Raw genomic sequence first — 21,675 nt, 5'->3', positions numbered from 1 at the left:
AAGGACAGTAGTGCGAGTAATATTAAGACAGTAAAAAAAACATAAGAAAAATTCTGATATTTTTCGTACACATTTTAACATTTTTACATTATCAAAAAATTTAATTAACAAGGGGGTTTCTACATGAAATGTAATAATTGTGGAGCAAATTTACCAAATAACAGTCAATTTTGTTCAGTTTGTGGAGCAAAAGTTGATTCTGAAACAAGATGGGATGAAAAAGAAGAAAAATCATTTTTAAAGTTTATAAAAAAAATTATTTTCTTACCTATAACTGTTTTGAATCTTATCTGGATCTTACTGCATTTTCAAGACAAGGCTTAATCGAACAGCTTACTTCTCCTTATGGAAGCCAATTTACACAAGAACAGGCTGAATATGCCGTAAATCAATTGGGATTATAATAATCTTAACTTAAAATCCCCGCTTAAAGAAAAAGTCTGATTTGACTAATCAAGCGGGGATTTGCATTTTATTTAATTTATTTTTTTAAACCACCATTAAAAATAATAATTATTCTTCCTTTTCTCCTCTTGCATCAAGAAATAATTCCACCGAATCATAAGCACCATATGCATTTAAAGTATTTGTTATGGAATCACCAGGTTTTAATTCATTATCATCATCTGTAAAAAAGGCTAAATCATAGGATATTACTTCCTCATCTGCCCCTAAAAACAAAGCATATACCTGAGGATATTCAGCAGGCTTTGAACCATTATTTTCAACTGTCACTTCAACACTGTCGGAATTTTGTTTTTTGCTCATCTTTAGCCCGGCCATAACAGAGTCATAAACCGGATTTTCATTAAAGCTTAAAGAGTAAGAAATATGGTCTATTTTATCAATAGAACCAAAAGAAAAAGGCATAATAATTTCTTCATCAGAAGCTATCACATCTATAGAACCATTAGCTGCTCCCAAAGCTTTATTATCTTGATTATAAGCTGTCATATTGCCTTGTATTTCTACAGTTTTATCGCTATTATTTTTTATTGCAAAAAAATATTCCGTATCTTCACCCTCTGCTTCAAAAGGAAAATATCTAACTGAAAAATCATCAGCTGATACTTCATTTTTAACTGCCTCTTCAGTTTCATCTCCTCTTGCTATCAAATAGCACTGAGCATGCTCAAACTCCCCTTCTGAATCAAACTGACAAGATAATGTAGCTTTTGGTTTTAACTCATCATTTATATCCGCTATATACGATGAATCGTATGATAATACATTATCGTCTTTATCAAAAAACAAGGTATATGCCTCTAAAAACTGAGCACTTAAATCTCCTTCATTAGTAGCTTCTATTGTTAAATTGTTTTTATTTACACTTTCTTCAAGGCTGATATTGTTTAAAACCGGTGTGTAATATACATCTTCACTATATGAAAGTTCGCACTCTACCTTTTCAATTCCTTCTATTCCTTTAAACTCAAAGGCCATTATACTGGTTTCACCGTTTCCGATTATTTCAATGTTTTTTTGGCATGTATCTAACAAATTGCCCTCTGAATCATAAGCAAGAGCATCACCTATAAGCGATACAGCTTTGTCTAAATTACTTTTTACTATATAAAAATACATAGTATTTCCCGAGCTGTCTTTATAGATATAATCCTTACTTTCAAAGTCGTTTGAATCTGCCTTTTTTGCTTCTTGTGAAGCTACATTTTCTTTAACCGATGAAGGTTCATCATTAACTAAACTGCTATCTACTTGTGAGCCTGAACCACATCCGGTTAAAAAAACAAAAATTAATAATATTGCTGTAAAAATTTTTTTCAATAGTTTACCCCTCCTATAACTCTTCTTTTATTTCATTTTTTATTTGTTAGAAAAAAAGTTTAAAATGGTGTTATAAATTTTTTCTTAAATTCATATTTTTAAGACGCTCAAAATTTTGCATTGCAATCTTGTCATTACATGCCCAAAGATTTTTAAGTTCTTCATATGATTTGCCCTTTAAGAAACTAAGTATTTCTTCAGATTTATCAATAAACACCGAAAGCCCAAGAGGCTCTAATGTGTCCGTATCAACATTCATCTGCTTGTCCGGCGAAAGAATAATCTTCATTAATCAAGCTCCTTAAGCATCTTTTCAGGATCATCTGCTGCCTTTACTTTATCATTTGCTTTTATAATCACTCCATTTTCATCTATAAGATATGTGGTTCTTACAACTCCCATGGATACCTTTCCATAATTTTTTTTCTCTTTCCACACATCATATGCTTCAATAACCTTTCTTTCAGGATCTGCAAGAAGAGTAAATACAAGACCGTACTTTTCTACAAATTTCTTATGAGATGCAACAGAATCTTTGCTTATCCCCAAAACCACAGCACCTTTTTCCGTAAACTGAGGATATCTCTCAGAAAATCCGCATGCCTGCTTTGTACATCCTGAAGTATTATCTCTAGGATAAAAATATAAAATTACCTTCTTTCCTGCATAGTCGCTAAGCTTATGAATATCTCCATTTTGATCCGGCAATTCAAAGTCCGGTGCATTTGTTCCTACTTCCAGCATAAAATACCTCCTTATAAAATCTATAAATATTTTGTACATTTTCTCCAAACCGAATATACAAAACCGTAGTAAAATTATTAATATTCACCTAAAATAAAGTATAACACAGTAAATGTTATCTCCACAAACTTTTTCTGCCAGAATAGCCCTTCTTTGTGCCATCCTTTCTCGAATCATTTGCATTTCATCTTGCACTAACACTGGTAAGATTTTATTTACGAATTTATATCCTTCAAAGATACTCTGATTTCATTTTTTTCTTTTTTTCATACATATTGGCATCCGCCTGTACAAAAACATCATTTACAATAGAATTGTTGGTTCCAAATGCCATTCCGGCGGCTATAGTCACATCACCACTTAGTTTATTATCATTGTTTTTCTTCTCAATAACTCTCATGAGGTAGTCAATATTTTCAAAATCCCTTCCTTGCACAATAGCCACAAACTCATCACCACCAATTCTAAACACAGGACTATGTTCAAAGGTCTCGCAAATAATTTTGCAACCCGATTTGATATATTCATCGCCCTTTTTATGCCCAAAATTGTCATTAATATATTTAAGGTCATTAAGATCAAACACTACAATTACAAACCTCTTAGTCTTGTCTTCCTTGAGGGAATCTGCCAGTTTCTTTTCTGCCAAAGTATAGGCATGTTTGTTATTGACACCCGTTAGTTCATCCTTTAATGCCATATTCTCAGCAACAGAAAGGTTTTGTGCGTACTCTTTTTCCTTTTTTACCTGAGCATCAACATTAATAAGTCCAATAATTAGTTTCTCCTCATCATTTTCAGTGATAATAACAGCTTTTTGCCTAAAAAAGGTTGGCTTGCCATCAACAATCAGCCTGTATTGGTATTGAAAGAAACCCTCTTTTGCTATACTCTCTAGAATATTCTCTTTCTTTATATTTTTCTTAAAACCCTGTAAGTCATCCGGATGTATTATCTCCTTTATTAACATCTGAGTCTCGGCAAAGAAATCCTCCCCAGCTTTATTTTCTCCTATATATCTTTCTCCCTGAAGGGTCTTATACACAGAGTAAGTATTATTTTCAAGATTTATGGTATAGATAGCAAAAAAATCCCCGAAAAGAGCTGCTATTCTGGAAAATATAATTCGCTCTTCCTGTAGAGATTTAAAGTCCTGTTGCAGTTTTATCTGCTTGTCTACACTATGTACTCCGATAATAATATGCTTGTCATCACTTTTATCAAGAACTGCCTTAAAGTTTACATACCTTATTCCCACTTCATCTTCAGCTCTGTAAATTATAGAAAAAACGCCCTGTTTAGCTATCTGCCTTAGCATATTTTCTTTTGTACAAAGTTCATTGAACATACTTTTGTCTTCATGATATGTTTTGTTTTCCACATCATTATGTGCATCATAAAAGAAGTCTTTGCCAATCTTTTCAACAGTAATGTTACGATTAAGCCCGTCCATATGATATTCAACATAATTATTAGTTTCAATATCAACAATATACATGGCAACATAGTCATCACATAATGCTCTGGCAATATAATTGTATGATAAAGAAGTTGAATTCTTTAAAGATGTATCTACAGAAATGACTGCAAAAATCACTGCCGTGCAACGTGAAACCGGATTTTGTGCAACTTTTTGAACCAACAAATGTGCCGTCTTGCCAGTTGGAGTTGTGTCCTCAACAATAATCCTTTGGTCAGACTGTATACATTTCCTGATTTCGGATAGAACATAGGCTCCTGGTAAGTTAAGCTGCGAGCTTATGTCGACACTCCTTATTTTTTCTTTTCCCGGGAAGTATTTACTGATAAAACCTTTACACGCATCGTTAATTCGAATAACCCGGATTTCATCATCATCTATTTCAAGAATAGCCATAGGATCCTCATTATTATTATTCTTAAATCCTTCATTATTCCCTCGAATACTGGATAATTCATGAATATTTAATCCATCAACTTGGGCATAATAATCTTCTTCCCTGGCATCCTCCACTGTAAATAACGGTTTGTTACTTTTTGCATAATTATAGAGATCTGCTGTAGATACAGGTCTGCTATAATAAAATCCCTGAAGCTTGGTACATCCAATATCGCATAGTAAATCTACCTGTTCTTTTCTTTCTACTCCTTTGGCAATGACATCTATGCCAAGTTTTGCAGCCATCTTAAGTAATCCATCTACAATTATTACCGATTCCTTACTGGTGGGAATATTTCTAATCAATGTCATATTCAGTTTTAATGCATCAAAGTGGATTTTCGAAGACAACATAAGGGGAATGCAATTATAGCCAAAATCATCTATTTCTAATCTATAACCTAATTCCTCAAGCTTTTCTAGCTGAACAGCTATTTCTTCATTTTCTACCAAAACTGTACTTTCTGATAATTCAAAGGCAAATTTTTCTCTTGAAATACCTGAAGCACAGACTCTATCTTCTATTTCTTTTACAAAATCTTTATTATGAAAATCTGATAATGAAATATTGATTGATGTAGTTGCAAAATTTACCCCAACAGATGATTGGATCTGAATATTTTCAATAGCTCTCTCCAAAATATACAGATCAAGGCGTTCAACAACACCATTTTTTTCCAAAACAGGTATAAAATCAAAGGGATTAAGTATTCCAAGAGCGGGATCATCCCACCGTGCAAATAGTTCTTCCTCACATACTCTGCCAGTAGACGCACGAACTACAGGTTGCGAGTATATTTCAATCCACCCCAGATTAAGTGCACGTTCAAAATTTTCAAGCAAATACTTTTCTCTGCTTCCAATAAATGAATCATTCATTTGGAACCTCCCTCTTTATAACACTCATCGATTCCCAATGTATAAATAATATTATTTTATCTTTTAAACGACTAAATTCCAGAAAATGCTGACTATTTTCAATATCGACATATTTTTTCCGTAAATCCACAAAACTAGAAAAATCTATAATACAAATGGTAAAAAATGTAATTTTTCTGGTCTCCTTCTTCCATAGGCTATCTTTCCGCAATAGACCGGATTCTGAATGATTCGCCGTGTCAACGCCGGTGATAAAATGTTATAAAAGAATAAAAAAGGCCTGTCTCTGTAAAAATTATCAGAGCAGACCATAATATCCATTTTTGCCAGTTAAAATACCTTTTGCATTGACAAAATGAATCTTGCTACCTTCCTGTCATTTTGAGAAATTTCTTGTCGTTTAGTTGCTCATTAGTAATATATTCTCCGTCATAAAACAATGCATAAGTTGTTACAGGTGTTGGGGCGCTTTGGGCTATTTCCTTATTCTCAATATGAATAGCTTTGAAAGGTATATTATTTTCCTTTGCTGTTTTTTCTAACACAGGTACATATTTTGCATTAAAAGGGCACTGGCTTGTGTAATACAAAACATACCCTTTATCGTCTACATGCGGATGTCTGGCGCATTCTTTAAACATCGGCTTTTCTACCTTTGCATCAAAGGGCAAATACATAAGCTGTATTCCATTATCTGCTTCATCACATACTTCAAACCCTTTATATTTGAGAAACTTGGAATCGGAAAGGAAGGGCTTTTTCTTTGCTGATGACAAAATGCATAGGCCATTTCTATCTTTTGTTTTGCTGTCTTTGATGCATGCATTCAAAAGCTCCGTGGAATAACCATGCCCTTTGAAAGATCCGGACACCCACAGGCAATCAATATACATATATCCATCAGCACTTATGGGAATCCATGCATTCTCAGCAGGGATGTACTCGATAAAACACTTACCCCTTTTGGCACTCTTTAGAAAAACAAGTCCCTCATCAAACCTGTCGGCAAGCCATACTTTCTTTGATGATACCTGTATATCTTTATTATTGGAAATAGCGCAACAAATATGCTCTTCTTCAATATTATCTTTTGTAACTCTAATATATTCCATTGTTATTCCTCCATAAGTTTTATTAGTATAACTTTATATCCCGTGATCGGTCATATAAAACGGATTAATCGTCACATTACCCTTGCCAAGAATAAATGTAACAATGACCGCCATTATCCAAATAATCCAGATCACATATTTGATCCTGTTCCTTCCGCCTTGCTTTGATGGTTTGTCATTTATCAGTAATACACATTCTTGAAGTCCTCCTGCCGGACAGATGTATCCCACCACACACGTCCGAAGAATATAGAGAACCCAAACATGGATACAAAAAGCATCTTTTTTCTGACTCTCTGTCTCATAATCAATATCATCCTTATAGTTTACTCAAAAATCTGCCCAGGAAGCTTAAGCTTTTCCTTTGGCCGAAAATTCTTATCAAACTCCTCAACATCAGCATCTTCCGGAAGGTCATGGTATCTGATTCCGAACTTGCTGGCATAGTCAAAGCCGCTGTGTCCATAGAATCCAAAATTTCCTTCAAAAAGCACTGCTCCAAAGCCCATATCTGTGGCCTTTTCAAGAGAGTAGTCCAGGATTGCCTTGCCATATCCCTGTCTCTTTAATTCAGGAGCGATACCGATCGGTCCCATGGTAAGGACATTGATAGTCCTGCCATCATCTACCTCAATTATCGTCTTCATAAAAATGTTCTGCCCTATAAGTTTCCCATTCTTTTCCATGACAAAATCAAGTTCTTTTACAAAAGCAGGATCCTCCCTAAGGACATGAATCACATAATGCTCACTGCATCTCGGGCGATACACGTTCCAGAAGGACTCCCTTACAAGGTTTTCAACTTCTCTGTATTCATCTTTTCTCTCAAGTCGTATTGCATAATCATTTGAATTCATTTCTTAATCTCCTATAAACTTATGTCTTTTCTCGTTTAAGTAGCAATAATCCTTTTATGGTCATCAGAATAAAAGCTACAGATGTAGCATACGCTGCCCTGGTAATAGCAAGGACAAGCACGGTGACTATGCTGATTCCCATGGATAAGATGATCATTCCCCTCTTTATCTTTTCACACTTAAAATGGTTTAAAACCACTATTACAGCTCCGATTACCACAAGGGATGCAAACAATATCCAGTAAATCAGCTTTATAGTAGTCGAAACATCGCTGTATTCGATAAGACTCACTGCGTAAACCATCTTTTCTATCGGGTGCGGGAAAAGCGGAAGGAATATCAGCCCACACGCCAGCAGGTCATTTAGCCCAAGAAGATAATCCAGTACCTTGCGAATATTTGCCCTGTTTTCTTTTTCAGCTATAGTCACCAGTTTTTCACTGGATAGAAGCTCATCTATGGATACAGAAAAGAACTTTGATATCTCTTTTAGCGAATCAATGCTTGGATAGCCTCTGCCAGATTCCCATTTTGAGATTGCTGTCCTTGAAACAAACAAAGCTTCTGCCAGTTCCTCCTGGGTCATCCCTTTGCTATTTCTCAGTTCCAACACTTTTTCGCCAAACTCCATAGCTGCCATCTCCTCTTATGCCTCTTTTTCTGCATGACAGAACACATCCCTTATACAGATAATACAAGCCGATGCTTAAAAGTACCGAGCCCACGATATCAGTAAACCAGTGGACTCCTGAAATAAGTCTTCCTATTACCATAAATAGTGAAAACAATACTGCAAAAATAGTGATCAGTTTATTTATCAGATCATCACTTAGCCTTCTGCCAGCTTGTTCCACCAGTGTCGGCATCACACTAAGTACCAGCAGCGTTGTAGAAGATGGATACGATGCCTCCATGACCCCTTCAATAGGTATAGGCCTGTAGCCCACTGGTATCATCTCAAATATAAGGTAAGCCATGATGACAATAATGTAGTAGATTCCGAGAATGATAATATCCTTATCCACCTTAAACAGGCTCTTTCTCTTAATCAGCTGAAGTAACCCAACACCACCAAATATCATGCAGATAAAAATAGGTACCAGCCCAAGCCAGTCTGTGATGGTATACAGTGTCATGTTGGCTCCAGTCAACGCATGAAATCCGGTATTGAATGTTGCAAATCCAATATTTGTTCCATTTTGACCGACGGGCCTAACATCAATTGTCATAATAAGCAAGGTTAATAATGCAAACAATGCTATAAAAGTGACTCCTGTTAAAAAGCAAGTTTTTCTGTTTCTCATTTTTCTAATTCCTTTCCTTGAAAAATTTCCTTCCGGCTGATTTCAAAGTATCAAAGGATATGAAAAACAGAAAGAATCCCGCCGTCACATGGGCGATACGCTTCGTGTCATCAGCATAGATACTGGATTTGTGCAATGTCACAAATTAGCAGGTTATTAATTTCACCCATACCCGCCTCCGCGCTGAAATTCCTTTATAATGTCAAAAACTATCTCTTTTTATTTTCTTTGCAGCCTTAGCCCATTTTGATATTTCTTTTTTCTTGGCATAATTCCTTGTGTTCTCAGAGCTTAGTGACTTGTACAGGATGTATCTGTCCACAGAAAGATCACCACTTTCTATTGCGGCTTTCACAGCACAGCCTGGCTCCGTGTCATGCTGGCAATCACTAAATTTACATTGTTTTTCCAACTTGGCTATATCCGAAAAGGTATTATCAATTCCCAGCTGCGTATTTGCCATGCCAATTTCTCTCATGCCTGGTGTGTCAATTATGGATACGCCGTTATTAAGTTCAATTAGCTGTCTGTAGGTAGTGGTATGTCTCCCTGTGGAATCTGACTCTCTGACGCTGGAAGTTCTCATTATCTCTTCACCAGCAAAAGCATTTAAAAGTGTTGACTTTCCAGACCCGGAAGATCCCATTAGGCAGATAGTAATACCTGGTCTCATATATTCCTGTAGTTCATCGACTCCTATCCCATAAAGTGCTGAAATTGCATGAGCCCTAACCTTATCAGATATGCTCTCCACCTCTCTTATATATCTGCCATAGTTACTACATAGATCTGCTTTTGTCAAAACCACCACCGGAATAGAATGCCCCTGAAGAACAACACTCACATATCGAGCTATTCGATTATAGCTATAGTCTTCATTAAGCGACGTCACAATAAAGGTATAATCCACGTTAGCTACCATGTACTGCATAACTCCGGTCTTCGCCTGATCAGGGCGCTGCAAAAGGCCAGAACACTCAAGCACTGATACGATCAAAGAATCTCCGATTGGGTTGTATTCAAAAGAAACATAATCACCCACTACAGGAAACCAATCTGTCATTAAGTCATAAAAGCTCCCTTTGAGTCTGGCAGGGATATCCTTTCCTTCGTATCTAATTGTATAATTGTTCTTGTGTATCGCAGATATTCTGCCTTTAAAAAGTTCTCCATTTGTATTATTCATTTGTCTCCACCCTTATCGCCAATATCAGTATGGATCCCACTGTCTGGAATAGAACCGTTCTCATTTTTAATGGCATCCTCTTTTATTCTTCCCAGATATATACAGTAAACAATCGCAACAACAATGGTAGTCACGACATAAATCTGGTCCACAACTGCATTGTCAGCCCCAAACATTGAAAAAGCATCTATCATTGAATGGGTTATTATGCATGGAAGAAGACTCCCACTCTTATAAAACACCATAGTAAGGATAAATCCCCAGGAAACTGCAAAGATTACCTGTTACCAGTATCCACATAGGAATAAAGTACAAATATTTTTTTTGTATTTCCCGGCCATGAAGAGATACCGCATTTTGTCTCAAGATGATTCTCTTTTACGAAAAGGCTTATACATATGGCAAATACGCTAATTCCGAGTAGCATAATTATGCTCTGGTATCCATAATTTCCTTTTAATGTAGTCATCACAACGCAGTATAAAACAATACCTATCACAGCAAATAATATCTCATTTTTCTCATAGAGTTTTTTCATACTTACATCCTTCCCTGGCTGTTCAAAGAGTTTTTGTTATTATAAAAGAAGTATCATCTTCAGGATCAGAATACCAGGTAAATTCTTTCTGTTTTTAATTCCTTCATCTGTTCTCGGTCTCCACTATTTTCTCAAACATGATCTTCTGTTCTTTCATAGAGATTTTTCCGACCTTATAGCCATACTCCGGCAATTCTTTTTTATATGTCAAAAAAGAATGATCTATTGGAAGTCCGGCAATCTTTTCAATCTCAGCATAAGTCAGGCTGAATTTATCATCGCCGTTTTTCTGTATCCATTTCCACAGAGAATCATATTTACTCATTTGTTCCTCCAACACTTCTGCCAAGCAGCAATTTCCTCGCTCGACACCTCATATGCCGTATATTCATGCTCATATTCATATCCCAGCTAACAATAGTCATCTCCTATACTGCTCCATACCAGATATCAATACATTCATAGATATCTCGAAGCTTTCATCAATAGAAATCGGATTGCCAAAAGAATTATGGATCTGTAGCATGATAAATCCTTCAAGAAAAGCTCTGTAAGTTCTAAGCAAATGATTTGCCACCTCTCTATCTATACCAAGACTATCTGTTTGTTCAAAGAAGAATGAATACAAGCCCTCTGTAACTTCATGTAAAGTTTCATCAGAGTATTTGTTATACCAAAGCATCGCCTCAAATACACCCGGATTCTCCATAGAAAATCTGTAAAATGCTATGCCATAATTTTTGAGTTTTTCTTTTGGACTGGTTGAATCAATTCCTGCAACTATCTCATCCGAAACCGTCTTCCAACCATAGATCATAAGCTTATAGTGCAAATCATCTATTGACTTTACATGATTATAGAGAGACGGTTTTCTGATTCCTAAATATTCAGAAAGCGTTGTGACGCTCAAATATGATAACCCCTTTTCATTTGCTAATGTAGCAGCTTTTTCTATTATTTCTTCCTTAGATAATCCTGTTCTTGGCATATTTACTCCCATCCTCCATAAACTAATAATGTTAGTTTTATTATACTAATACTGTTAGTTTTGTCAACAATAATTTCTGTACGAACCACTTTACCAATCATTTTTTCAATAATAGAAAAAGGACAAAGATTTCTAATCCCTGTCCTCAAACTTATATCATCTTAAAAAACTTTAGTGCCTCAGTAATAGCTCTCTCTTTCTCTGGTGTTGTTCCCGGCTGTCTGCTGTTTTCTGATTTAGGCTTATTGTAATTCTCTCTTTCTATAATTCCATGCTTCTGCTTAACCTGTGCAATATTTAGGTTTGTTACATGAAATCCGTAGTGTTCCTGCACCCATTCCTCAATTTCCTTGTATGTGGCCTTAGTTTCCCCACTTGTCAGATCAAGCTCATCCATACCCACTTTTACATTGACATGAGCTTTGCTTCATGAAGTTTGGACAATAAGCATACCGTTTCCACATGTCTGGAGACAACACCATGAATGTCAGTCGTAAACGGGAAACTATCCATGATTTTGGCTCTAACTAAACAAATATATAACACACTGTTATTTAATGCTCGCAGTAAAGCGGACATTCGGAATCCGCTTCGCTACTTCCTCATGAACACAGTGGCACTTTGTGCCACCTGTCAGAAGGGGTTTTAACCCCTTCTGACACTAGTAAGCTTATACCCCCGCTTAAAGCTTACGCTTTTGAAGCGGGGGATTGCTTACACTGCGTTCAAGTTTATATCCATATGGAGCAAAGCCGCCATTCCATTTTCCCTCACGCGCCTTCTGTTCACGTCCTGCCATAGTCTGAACCCTGATGTTCTCACGCTCCATCTCTGCAACAGCAGCCAGAATAGATATCAGAAGTTTTCCTGCCTCCTTTGAGCTGTCTATTCCGTCCTCGACACATATAAGATTTACACCATAGTCCTGCATTAACTGGAGTGAGTTAAGTATATCGGCAGCATTTCTTCCAAAACGTGACAATTTGAAAACAAGGACGTATTTTACCTCGTCCTTGCAATCCTCAATATCATATAACATTTAGCTTTTTTTGTCTTCATAAAATAGTACCCCTCCAAATTTTTGTTGACAATTACAACAAAGTTCTTTAAGATGAAAATTAAGAAATGGGTTTTTCACCGGGTAGGGCATCAGCCTGACAGGACTTGCTCGTTTCTTTTTTTATTTCCATAACATCGTACAAATACTTTTTTCCGCTACCTGCATGTCTGATCAAAAGCCTTGCATGAAATATATTATATCCTCTGATTTCCCCATCATCGCCATAGACTGATAAACCAAAACGAGTATCGTATCTATACCAACCATTTTTTGCATCACGTCCGTGCTTTTTCTTTCTGTTTTCCTCAAATACTCCGTTGGTTGCTATTTCTATCATCTCATGAATCCCCTGCGCAGCGTTTGCCTTGGCTTTAGCGACAGCCCCTTTCAGCTTCTTTGTATAAATCGATCCTGAGTATTCTCCCGGAAGATTTGTCCCTATATACACAATTTCTCCATCTTCTGCTATTGAATAAAATTCCCAACATAATCTTTAAGATATTGTTCAGCATCTTCCCAATTTAGGCTTCTCTTTCCCTTAAAAATAATGTCATTTATCATGACAATGTTGTTTCCGTCCGCATCCTTTATTACAGATACATTTCTTGTTTTATTCTCTTTCTCCATAATGCTCATCATCCTTTTTAATAAGTTTCTCCATCCTTATGTAATACTCCAAAAGTCTTACAACATAATCCGGTGCATGGCGCATATCCCGTTCCCATTCTGTAACTGTTCTATAAGGAATATCAAAATAATCACAAAACTCCCTTCTATTCATACCAGTACTTTCACGAAGTTCTTTTATTTTCTTTGCTTTATTATCCATGAATTATCACCCTCAAACAAAATACACGTTGTATAATATTGTAACATATATATCTTTCTTACACAACGTGTACCTCTGCAATGGTAATTTCAGAATATTATATCAAGCTACAGACTCATTTGAATCACTGTCAGCAACCGCTTTGCTGTATATTACATAGCTGCATACAAACTCCTTTTCATCTTCAGCACTCTCAATATCGATCACACAGATTACTCTTTTATCCTCCATTCTCTTAAGGAATGCAAGTCCGTATTTGAGCATCAGCCTTGCCATAACATCAATACAACGCTCAAATGCAATGTTATCTTCCCGATTATCATAATATTTCTTCATATCCTTCTTCCCTCGTAATATCATATTTTTTCAGACACTTTGCAGGCATAAAAAAGCCCATGTCCCCCGTCTTTACTGACATTAGGCACATAGGCACGTACTTTAACTCCGTTACAAAAAAATTATTCAGTTGTTGTAAAAATGTTTTCAACTCAAAACTTCCGCCCTCCCGCCTATCTGCCAACAAAAGGATTATCTTTCATCGTGTGATTAACGTATAAGCCTTTATAACCGCGAGCGGAACGTGCCTCGATAGAAACGTTTTTCACGTATTCAATACCGAGTTTCGATGCCAATTGACGTACTTCCTTAGAAAAAGCTGTCTCCGATCTTACCTTTACAACATTAGCTTCACCATAATCTCTGTAAGCCCGGTATAAGTCTTTTGTAGTGCAGACGGCATCCTTATCAAAAGTGATATATCCTTTTGATTAAGAAGAAATCCAAACAGGATAATCAAGACTGTCCGCCTCTGACATTACTTCCTCCTGTTTTTCCTTGCTTAAGCTCTTTAATTCATCCATCAATTTTTTACCTTCTTTCCATAGTCTGTAACAAAAACTTTCTTCAGAAATATCACCGCTCATCCCTATCATATTTCTTATGAATATGATCATGTGATGCATTTTCTTTGTCTGCTTCCATTTTTGCCTTGGCAAGTCTTTCTCACACAGACATTCTTGCTGCTTCAGCAATTTCCTCATGACTCTTTTTCTTCATCAGCGGATTTTCCAACGCCTCCTTGACAACTGCCATGATATTTTCCGATTTTCTCTTTAGAAGATTGACCGCACCATCAAGAAGAGATTTCGCAATATTTCTTTTTTCTTTTGTAGCTCCGCTAGACGGTTTCAAAATTGCATCCTCATAACCATCCTTTGTACCAAGTTGATAAACTGTTTCTTCCGGACAGGTCTTTGGATATAGAATTATAATTCCTTTAAAAAGAGGCGCATGAATCAGCAACTCCATACGCCTAATTTATATATTGTTATTATTCCTTACGAATTCTTTCAACTACACTTTCCTGACTCATCTTTTCAAACTGATACTTTGGTATCACATACGCAATCCCAACCAAAATTGGAATCATAAGCACACATGGCACTATCGTAAGATGCATCTGGAAGTAAAATGCTGTACCGAGTGTATTTGCTAAAATCTGCTTTGCTCCAAACACAACTAGCAATACTGCAATCACAAATGCACCTCCCAAATATAGGAATCCCTCAGCCACTAGCATTTTCGATATCTGTTTTTTCGTCATTCCCACAACTTCCAAAAGCGCCAGTTCCTTTTTCCTGCTGATTACAGAGGTTGCTGTTGTATTAAAGAAATTCATAATACCGATAAATGCTAAAATAACGACAAGAAAACTACCGATCATATAATATTTATTGACATACCGCTGAAAGCTCTCTTTCATGTCCAATACAGAAAACACATTGATCATATCATTTTCTTTCAAAATATTTTCATCAAGGTATTCTTTTATCTGCTTATCCGCTCCTTTCTTTGCATCGATGGCAGCATACATGGCTGATTCATTTCCCGTCTGAGTAATATATTCATCTTCTGGAACTAATACCGTAATATAGATAAGGTCTGCATACGGATAATCCAATGCATATGGCATCAGTGCTTCTCCAATGACTTCGTAATCTTTTTGGTTTCCATTTTTGTACTCCATTTGAAAAACATCCCCAGTCTGATAATAAGAAACCGGATGCTCTGCATATTTATCACCATAATCTACAAGCACATAATTTCCGCTTTTAAATGTATCCCAAGAGCATTTTTCCCCTCTCCATTCTAATTTGTCAAACACTGACTGGCTGATTCCGAGAAAATGAACACTTACTGTATTGGAAGCCTTTGCCTCTTCCCAAATCTGTTCTTCATCATCGTTCCAGTTTTTTTCATATTTATCTGCGAATGTTTCCCATGTTTTCAGAAGTTCCGGCTCCATCTTGTGGGTTTCCTCCGAATAATACACATATCCTGTTTGAGCACTATCAGGGCTTTCGTCCAGAATCTCTTTAATTTCAGGTGTAATACCGTTGAAATTCGTATTTGACAAACTTGCCGTCATCTGATCTAGTTGAAAATCGGATGCTAAAAACACTTTCTTGTAAGAATCAAAATCATATCCCTGCACCAACATCACGATACAGTTTACCACCACCATAGAAAGAGCGATAGAAAGCATAACAATCAATCCCTTTTTCCAATTTCGTAACACATTTTGAACTGCCATCCCCCACCAGGTTACAGAAGTATTCTTTTTTATTTTCCTATGTGACTGCTCTCCTTCTGCCAAACGCAGAGCTTCCACAGGAGATACCCTTTCTACCATTTTACAAGCCTGCAAACTAGAGAGATACACCGTCAAAAGCGTTAAAAGTATCGCTGCAAGGAAGATCAAAGGATTCGCTGATACTACTGTCTGAGTCGTTTTTCCTGCCTGTGCACTAATTGCAGCATCTGTATTCAAGGACGGAGCCATACAAAGACCTGCAAGATAACCACAAAGCAATCCGATTGGAATACCAATAGCTGATAATCTCCACGCCTGCATACGTACAATTTTTTTCAATTGTTTTCCTGTTGTTCCCACGTTCTTCAATAATCCGTAGGCTCTAATATCCGTTTTCACGGATATATTAAAAATATTATAAATAATTAAGTAACCAGCCAATATCACAAACAGCACCATTACAATAAGGGAAGTGAATGAAAATGAATCCTCTTCAAAAAGATTATATGCCGGATTGATCTCCAATCCTGTCCCTGCTTTCGTAAATCCTGCTGTCTTAGATATATTTTCTGTTTTCTTTTCCAGATTCCAAAGATTCTTGTACCAGACAGAATACTCCTTTCCCCCATTATAGATACCTTTTTCTAATTCTTTCTGTGTAACAGGATAACAATTCTCCTTAGCATAGGCTTCAGATACCCAGACCATCTGACCTAAAACAGCCTTATCACCCTGCCAAAATCCACATATCTGGAATGTATCTGTTTTGTATTGTTTCAGCATTGGATTTACTTCCCACGTCAGCGTGACTTCTTCCCCAATCTTTGGTGTAACTCCCAGTGCTTCCAGTACCAAGCTGCTGACTGCTACTTCATTTTCCTTCTCTGGCAGTCTTCCTGTAGTTGGCAGACAATTAAAGCTTTCTGCCATATTTTTATCTGCATATCTAACTTCTACTGAAAAGCCAAAATGTTTATCTCTTCCTGCTCCCAGAAAAATGCCTGTTCCATATCGTTCCACCTCATCACTTTGTTCTATTGTTTTTTGCAATCTCTCCGCATCTTCTTCTGACAAATTCTGCGCAATAGCATGGGATGAATCCATAAATTGCTTAATTTCCGTTGCTCTTTTGGAAAGTATCATGGATACGCTCCCCACAAAGAGGCTTGTAAATAACAGTGATGTCAACATGATTGCAATAACAGCAATAATATTTCTTGCTCGGTTCATTTTCATAAAACGTTTCGTCAATAATCGTAACGTTTCTTTATTCTCTACTTTTACCATATAATCGCCCTCACTATACCAAACCACTGTCTGAAACAATTTTTCCGTCTTCAATCTGTAAAATCCTGTCAGCCATCTGGGCAATCTCCTCATTGTGAGTAATCATTACAATCGTTTGATGAAAACGCTTACTGGTGACTTTTAAAAGTCCCAATACATCCTGACTCGTTTTTGAGTCCAGATTGCCTGTCGGTTCATCTGCCAGCAAAATAGCAGGTTTTGCCGCTAATGCTCTTGCGATTGCCACCCTTTGCTGCTGACCCCCTGACAGTGCACTTGGAAGATTTTCCAGTTTTGTCCGAATGCCCAGTGTATTTATGATTTCATTTACATAACCTTTTTCAATCTTTTTTCCATCCAGTTTTACAGGAAGAACAATATTTTCCCATACATTCAGCATCGGAACCAGATTATACTGTTGAAATACAAATCCAATATTTCTACGCCTAAAAATAGTAAGCTCTTCATCTGTCATATGGCTTAAATTCTGTCCGTCAACAATGACCTGACCGGATGTTGGATTATCCAAACCACCAATGATATGAAGCAATGTAGACTTTCCACTTCCAGAGGTTCCAACAATCGCTACAAACTCCCCTTTTTCTACTTCCAGGTTTATACCATCAAGAGCCCTGACTTCTGTTTCTCCCTGCCCATATATTTTTCGTAAATTTACTGCTTTTAATATATTCATGTCATCCTCCCATCAAAAAAGCCTGTATTGATTTTTACAATACAGACTTTATCATAACAATGTCTCCATCTGGTTTCTGAAATGTCACAGTTTTGATACTATTCCTTCTTTGCTATCGGAAGAAACACAGAAAATGTAGAACCCTTTCCTCTCTTTGATGTCACTTTTATATATCCTTTTTGTGCCTGAATGATCTCTCTTGCAAGGAATAAGCCAATTCCTACTCCTGGCTGGTCTGCCACTGACAGACTCCGATAAAACCTTCCAAATATCTTTGGTATTTCTTCTTTTTCTATTCCAATGCCATCATCAATGATATCAATCTTTACAAAAAAAGAATACTGCTCGACTTTTATCTGAACATTTCCCCCACATGCTGTGTATTTAATCGCATTGTCTACAATATTTCCGAGTGCCTCCACGGTCCATTTTGAATCACATCGAACATGCAAATCCGTGTCACATAGGCTCAGAGTAATATTCTTCTCCCTTACTTTTACGTTAAACTGCTGCTGTATAGATTCAAGCATCTGCTTAATAGTAGTATCCTCCGAATGTACTGCGATAATTCCACTCTCCATCCGTGATAATTTGACCAATGATTGTATCAAAAAATCTAATTTATCTGTTTGCTCCAAAATGGTAGCTATCTCCTCCTGATTTTCATTACTCACTTCAGAGAGTATTTCTCCATAGATTTTCAGATTTGAAATAGGAGTCAGTGTCTGATGCGCAATATCTGAAATAAGTTTTTGTATCACTTCTTTCTGTTCCTGTTGATTTTTTCCTGCCAGAAAGCTACTGTCTATATATTGTTTCATGCTGTTTTCAAGAGCAGAATACTTTTCTTCTGATACTTCTGTCCGTTCCAGTTCTCCATCTACTGCACAATCCAGCATTTGCTGCAGCCGGTTCAAAAGCTTTTTTTCTTTCTGATAAAAAAAGCTGTACCAAAAAACTCCGCTCAGGACAAATATAACTACAATCAACATAATTGTTTCTATCATCCATTCACCGCCCATGTATAACCAATTCCATAAACCGTCTTGATATATTCAGGCTTCTGCGTATCATCTTCTAATTTGTCTCTGAGGCGTTTGATAGCAACAGTCAAGGCATGGGCATCCACAAACTCTGTATCTCCCTGCCATACCTCGTCAATCAGATATTCCCGTTTCAATACTTTTCCTCTGTTTTCACACAGCGCTCTAAGGAGCTTTTGTTCTGTCTTACTAAGTTCAATAGGTTCTCCATCTTTGAAAAATTCCATTTTATCGAAATAGAACTCAAATCCATCAAGCTCCATAGAATTCTTAGCTGCTGCCTCTTTATTTCTAAGCTGTACAGACACTCTTGCACGCAAAACCATCAAGCTAAACGGTTTCGTAATATAATCATTTGCCCCAGCTTCCAATCCTGTTACAATATCTACTTCCATGTTATTTACTGTAAGCAGAATAATCGGCACCTGACTATTTTTCCTTATTTCTCTTACAAAATTAATCCCATTCCCATCCGGCAAATTCACATCTAATAAAACCAATGTGATATCTTCCTTTTTCAAGATTTCTCTAGCTTCCTGCAAAGTTTGGCACTGATAAAAGAAATAATCATCATTCTTTAAAGCCAGACAGATTCCATCATTTAATTTTTTGTCATCTTCAACAATCAGTAACTTTTCACTCATATTTTCTCTACTTTCTTACAAATTACGCTAATTGTATCATTGTCAGTTTTATAATTCAAATTATTAGATCAAAACCTCCGACAGAATTTATCTTATAGACAGCAAAAAGCTCCCGAAGGAGCTTTCCACACTTTAAATATACATCAATTCTTTTAACACAATCTCTTCTGCCATATTACGAATACCATTTACCAATCTGACCCATTCCATCTGGTCACGAGCTTTCAATTCTTCCGTAATGCCCTGCCGCTCCATCATCTGACGCATCAGAATATATGTCCTTAGATCATCGCAAAATATTTCAGGGCAGCCTTGATAGCATCTTCTTTCTCTTTCGGGCATTGTGGAATTCTTGCATTTTCTGATTTTGGAAGATTATAGTTTTCTCCCACTTCAATTCCATATTTGCGTTTTACCTGAGAAATATATAAATTTGAAACCTTCAGGTCAAATTCTTTCAGCACATAATCTTTGATTTCCTGATAGGTTGCTTTCAACTCGGCACTGGTGGCATCCAGCTCGTCCAGGTCTAAGTCGATCTCTATCGTGTCATCTGATTTTTGTTGGGACAGAAGAACAACCGTCTCCACATGGCTCGGTTCTCCAACGAGTAACGCATTTCATGCCTACTGTACAAGGGAATGGTGGAACACCTATTTTCGCCTAAAAATGGGTATGTCGAACCGATACCAATATTGAGTTGCCTTATTGCTCGTATAGGCAAATACAGTAAATGCCTATTGCGTAAATTTCAATTTTACTCTGCATCATCGCAATAAATTTCTATCGCATTTGCTACGAAGATGGCTGTACCTTCTCCACCATATGAATCGATATTCGTTGTAAAGTCTCCACCGCCTGAATACATTTTCCCTAATCCACGCAAAATCTTATTTGTGCATGTATATAAGTTTTCTGTAATATAGTCCTGTATTCTCTTTACAAGATTCTGAGCATCAGCAGAAGCCGGATCCATATTCTTCATCTCGCCAGCTTCTTTAAACAGAAGCATAAATCTATCTGCTATAATTCGCTCGTCCTCTTCAGTTCGATTCCTTTGCTTTTCTTCCATCTCCTTGTATTCTGGCATATTGCCATACAATTCCTTTGCCTGTCTGGAATATTCGTCCAGTTTGCTTCTATCAAAAGCCTTAAAATCCATATGTTTCACTCCTAACATTTTGATTCCAAGTGCAAAGTTCATCAAGTTCTCAATATGTTCCTTCTTAAGCCTTAGCAACTCTATTTGCTGTTCTAAAGCTTTACTTCTATCAAAACCAGGACTATTGATAATTGCCTTAATGTCTTTCAGAGGAAACTCCAATTCCTTAAACAGCAGAATATGTTGAAGGCGCTCCAAATCTGTATCGTCATACAGTCTGTAGCCTGCATCGGTATATCCCGTCGGATGTAAAAGACCAATCTTGTCATAATATTGTAGAGTGCGTATACTCACTCCGGCAAGCTTACTCACTTCATGCACTGTCATCATTATTATTTCCTCCCTTAACTTGGTGACTTCAGCATAAACTATTACGTAACGTCGGAGTCAATACTTTTTTCAAAAAATTTTTTCATCTAAGTAGCTCGACAAATATGAATTTACAGTGCAACCTATCATTTAACATTTGTTTCTCGTCTCATTTTACGCCTAGCTTTAATTCTCCCTAACAAACCAGAAAGATACATCGCAAGTACAATTAACATCCCAAAATCTAATCCAAGACCTGCACTTGCTATTTTTTCATAAATGCTTCCAGGAGTATCTAACCCCGTACTTTCGATGGCAACAAATGCAATCATCCCCACGATAGCAATAACCGTAAGCACCAATAACCTTCCTCTTATTTTTTTATTAATTGCCTCCGCATAATCAGATAATGATAATACTGTTTCTTTTACTTCCTTTTCCATAATCTCACTTTTCCTTTCGCCATTGATAATTTCCGGAATACTTACATCAAAAATCTCTGCAATATCAACTAACAAACTTATATCTGGCATATTAGTTCCTGTTTCCCAACGAGATACAGTTCTTCCAGATACATTTAACATTTCTGCAAATTCTTCCTGTGTAATTCCTTTTTCTTTACGAAGTTCTTTTAAAAACTTACCAATCTTCTTTTGGTCCATTAAGACTTCCTCCTTTCATCAACAGACTAACTTAATGAGCAAACTTATAACACGACATAAAACGAGAAAATGCCGTATTTA

At 36.7% G+C, this 21,675-nt stretch carries 27 protein-coding genes and 3 pseudogenes; 2 read left to right on the top strand and 28 right to left on the bottom strand.

Features of this window, described 5'->3' with window-relative positions; genetic code table 11:
- Window positions 1-123 precede the first annotated feature (123 nt).
- Both BM153_RS13955 and BM153_RS14390 read left to right on the top strand, forming a co-directional pair.
- Window positions 124-324: a zinc-ribbon domain-containing protein gene (locus BM153_RS13955; protein ID WP_092871599.1), complete on the top strand. Its 201-nt coding sequence runs from the start codon at window positions 124-126 to the stop codon at window positions 322-324.
- Window positions 291-404 carry an Ltp family lipoprotein gene (locus tag BM153_RS14390; RefSeq protein ID WP_408606168.1) on the top strand — a complete coding sequence of 38 codons (114 nt, stop codon included), beginning with the start codon at window positions 291-293 and terminating at the stop codon, window positions 402-404. Before BM153_RS13955 ends, BM153_RS14390 begins: the two co-directional genes overlap by 34 nt.
- A 109-nt stretch (window positions 405-513) precedes the next feature.
- Here BM153_RS14390 and BM153_RS05605 read toward each other — a convergent pair whose 3' ends face one another.
- From BM153_RS05605 to BM153_RS05470, 28 genes and pseudogenes are all read right to left on the bottom strand, one after another.
- Window positions 514-1,785: a hypothetical protein gene (locus BM153_RS05605; protein ID WP_092871597.1), complete on the bottom strand. Its 1,272-nt coding sequence runs from the start codon at window positions 1,783-1,785 to the stop codon at window positions 514-516.
- 70 nt (window positions 1,786-1,855) lie between these two features.
- Window positions 1,856-2,074: a peroxide stress protein YaaA gene (gene yaaA, locus BM153_RS05600; RefSeq protein ID WP_092871595.1), complete on the bottom strand. Its 219-nt coding sequence runs from the start codon at window positions 2,072-2,074 to the stop codon at window positions 1,856-1,858.
- The gene (bcp, locus tag BM153_RS05595; protein ID WP_092871593.1) at window positions 2,074-2,529 is read right to left on the bottom strand and encodes a thioredoxin-dependent thiol peroxidase; all 456 of its coding nucleotides are present in this window, start codon (window positions 2,527-2,529) and stop codon (window positions 2,074-2,076) included. The genes yaaA and bcp overlap by 1 nt, the downstream gene beginning before the upstream one ends.
- Before the next feature lie 232 nt (window positions 2,530-2,761).
- The gene (locus BM153_RS05590; protein WP_092871591.1) at window positions 2,762-5,326 is read right to left on the bottom strand and encodes an EAL domain-containing protein; all 2,565 of its coding nucleotides are present in this window, start codon (window positions 5,324-5,326) and stop codon (window positions 2,762-2,764) included.
- Between the two features lie 365 nt (window positions 5,327-5,691).
- Window positions 5,692-6,438, bottom strand: coding sequence for an N-acetyltransferase (locus BM153_RS05585; protein WP_092871589.1), 747 nt, complete (start codon window positions 6,436-6,438; stop codon window positions 5,692-5,694).
- A 326-nt stretch (window positions 6,439-6,764) separates the two neighbouring features.
- A complete protein-coding gene (locus BM153_RS05580) occupies window positions 6,765-7,295 on the bottom strand; it encodes a GNAT family N-acetyltransferase (protein WP_092871587.1) in 531 nt (176 codons plus the stop codon).
- 19 nt (window positions 7,296-7,314) lie between these two features.
- Window positions 7,315-7,926: a helix-turn-helix domain-containing protein gene (locus tag BM153_RS05575; protein WP_092871585.1), complete on the bottom strand. Its 612-nt coding sequence runs from the start codon at window positions 7,924-7,926 to the stop codon at window positions 7,315-7,317.
- The gene (locus BM153_RS05570) at window positions 7,889-8,599 is read right to left on the bottom strand and encodes a phosphatase PAP2 family protein (protein WP_092871583.1); all 711 of its coding nucleotides are present in this window, start codon (window positions 8,597-8,599) and stop codon (window positions 7,889-7,891) included. The genes BM153_RS05575 and BM153_RS05570 overlap by 38 nt, the downstream gene beginning before the upstream one ends.
- 202 nt (window positions 8,600-8,801) lie before the next feature.
- Window positions 8,802-9,785, bottom strand: a complete 984-nt coding sequence (gene rsgA, locus BM153_RS05565) for a ribosome small subunit-dependent GTPase A (RefSeq protein WP_092871581.1) — start codon at window positions 9,783-9,785, stop codon at window positions 8,802-8,804.
- Window positions 9,782-9,961 carry a hypothetical protein gene (locus BM153_RS05560; protein WP_242949082.1) on the bottom strand — a complete coding sequence of 60 codons (180 nt, stop codon included), beginning with the start codon at window positions 9,959-9,961 and terminating at the stop codon, window positions 9,782-9,784. The genes rsgA and BM153_RS05560 overlap by 4 nt, the downstream gene beginning before the upstream one ends.
- A gap of 101 nt (window positions 9,962-10,062) precedes the next feature.
- Window positions 10,063-10,323 (bottom strand): hypothetical protein, encoded by a 261-nt coding sequence (locus BM153_RS05555; protein ID WP_092871577.1) that lies wholly within the window; start codon window positions 10,321-10,323, stop codon window positions 10,063-10,065.
- 103 nt (window positions 10,324-10,426) lie between these two features.
- Entirely contained in the window at window positions 10,427-10,648 is a 222-nt protein-coding gene (locus BM153_RS05550) for a hypothetical protein (RefSeq protein WP_092871575.1), read from the bottom strand.
- Window positions 10,649-10,744: 96 nt separating this feature from the next.
- Complete coding sequence (locus BM153_RS05545; RefSeq protein WP_242949081.1) at window positions 10,745-11,311, bottom strand: TetR/AcrR family transcriptional regulator; 567 nt, start codon at window positions 11,309-11,311, stop codon at window positions 10,745-10,747.
- A 151-nt stretch (window positions 11,312-11,462) separates the two neighbouring features.
- On the bottom strand, window positions 11,463-11,708 hold the full coding sequence (locus BM153_RS05540) for a 23S rRNA methyltransferase (RefSeq protein WP_092871571.1): 246 nt from the start codon (window positions 11,706-11,708) through the stop codon (window positions 11,463-11,465).
- 330 nt (window positions 11,709-12,038) lie between these two features.
- A pseudogene (locus BM153_RS05535) lies at window positions 12,039-12,350 on the bottom strand (recombinase family protein); the annotation flags it as partial.
- A 79-nt stretch (window positions 12,351-12,429) separates the two neighbouring features.
- Complete coding sequence (locus BM153_RS05530) at window positions 12,430-12,819, bottom strand: hypothetical protein (RefSeq protein WP_242949080.1); 390 nt, start codon at window positions 12,817-12,819, stop codon at window positions 12,430-12,432.
- A 17-nt stretch (window positions 12,820-12,836) separates the two neighbouring features.
- Complete coding sequence (locus BM153_RS13945) at window positions 12,837-12,998, bottom strand: hypothetical protein (protein WP_242949079.1); 162 nt, start codon at window positions 12,996-12,998, stop codon at window positions 12,837-12,839.
- The gene (locus BM153_RS05525) at window positions 12,982-13,200 is read right to left on the bottom strand and encodes a helix-turn-helix domain-containing protein (protein WP_027113728.1); all 219 of its coding nucleotides are present in this window, start codon (window positions 13,198-13,200) and stop codon (window positions 12,982-12,984) included. Before BM153_RS05525 ends, BM153_RS13945 begins: the two co-directional genes overlap by 17 nt.
- Before the next feature lie 102 nt (window positions 13,201-13,302).
- Entirely contained in the window at window positions 13,303-13,536 is a 234-nt protein-coding gene (locus tag BM153_RS05520; protein ID WP_092871569.1) for a hypothetical protein, read from the bottom strand.
- Window positions 13,537-14,202: 666 nt separating this feature from the next.
- A complete protein-coding gene (locus BM153_RS05510; protein ID WP_092871566.1) occupies window positions 14,203-14,508 on the bottom strand; it encodes a hypothetical protein in 306 nt (101 codons plus the stop codon).
- A gap of 22 nt (window positions 14,509-14,530) precedes the next feature.
- A complete protein-coding gene (locus tag BM153_RS05505) occupies window positions 14,531-17,080 on the bottom strand; it encodes an ABC transporter permease (protein ID WP_092871564.1) in 2,550 nt (849 codons plus the stop codon).
- A gap of 13 nt (window positions 17,081-17,093) precedes the next feature.
- Window positions 17,094-17,774, bottom strand: a complete 681-nt coding sequence (locus BM153_RS05500; RefSeq protein WP_092871562.1) for an ABC transporter ATP-binding protein — start codon at window positions 17,772-17,774, stop codon at window positions 17,094-17,096.
- A 98-nt stretch (window positions 17,775-17,872) separates the two neighbouring features.
- Window positions 17,873-18,781 carry a sensor histidine kinase gene (locus BM153_RS05495; RefSeq protein WP_092871560.1) on the bottom strand — a complete coding sequence of 303 codons (909 nt, stop codon included), beginning with the start codon at window positions 18,779-18,781 and terminating at the stop codon, window positions 17,873-17,875.
- Window positions 18,778-19,461, bottom strand: a complete 684-nt coding sequence (locus BM153_RS05490; protein ID WP_092871558.1) for a response regulator transcription factor — start codon at window positions 19,459-19,461, stop codon at window positions 18,778-18,780. Before BM153_RS05490 ends, BM153_RS05495 begins: the two co-directional genes overlap by 4 nt.
- A gap of 132 nt (window positions 19,462-19,593) precedes the next feature.
- Window positions 19,594-19,743: pseudogene (locus BM153_RS05485) on the bottom strand (TnpV protein); the annotation flags it as partial.
- Window positions 19,743-20,057: pseudogene (locus tag BM153_RS05480) on the bottom strand (23S rRNA (uracil-5-)-methyltransferase RumA); the annotation flags it as partial. The pseudogenes BM153_RS05485 and BM153_RS05480, both read right to left, overlap by 1 nt.
- Before the next feature lie 161 nt (window positions 20,058-20,218).
- Window positions 20,219-20,953 (bottom strand): MerR family transcriptional regulator, encoded by a 735-nt coding sequence (locus tag BM153_RS05475; RefSeq protein WP_092871556.1) that lies wholly within the window; start codon window positions 20,951-20,953, stop codon window positions 20,219-20,221.
- A 125-nt stretch (window positions 20,954-21,078) separates the two neighbouring features.
- A complete protein-coding gene (locus BM153_RS05470; RefSeq protein ID WP_092871554.1) occupies window positions 21,079-21,594 on the bottom strand; it encodes a helix-turn-helix domain-containing protein in 516 nt (171 codons plus the stop codon).
- Window positions 21,595-21,675 lie beyond the last annotated feature (81 nt).

Source organism: Acetitomaculum ruminis DSM 5522 (assembly GCF_900112085.1).
Taxonomy (GTDB): Bacteria; Bacillota; Clostridia; order Lachnospirales; family Lachnospiraceae; genus Acetitomaculum; species Acetitomaculum ruminis.
This window is presented reverse-complemented; position numbering and strand designations above follow the sequence as displayed.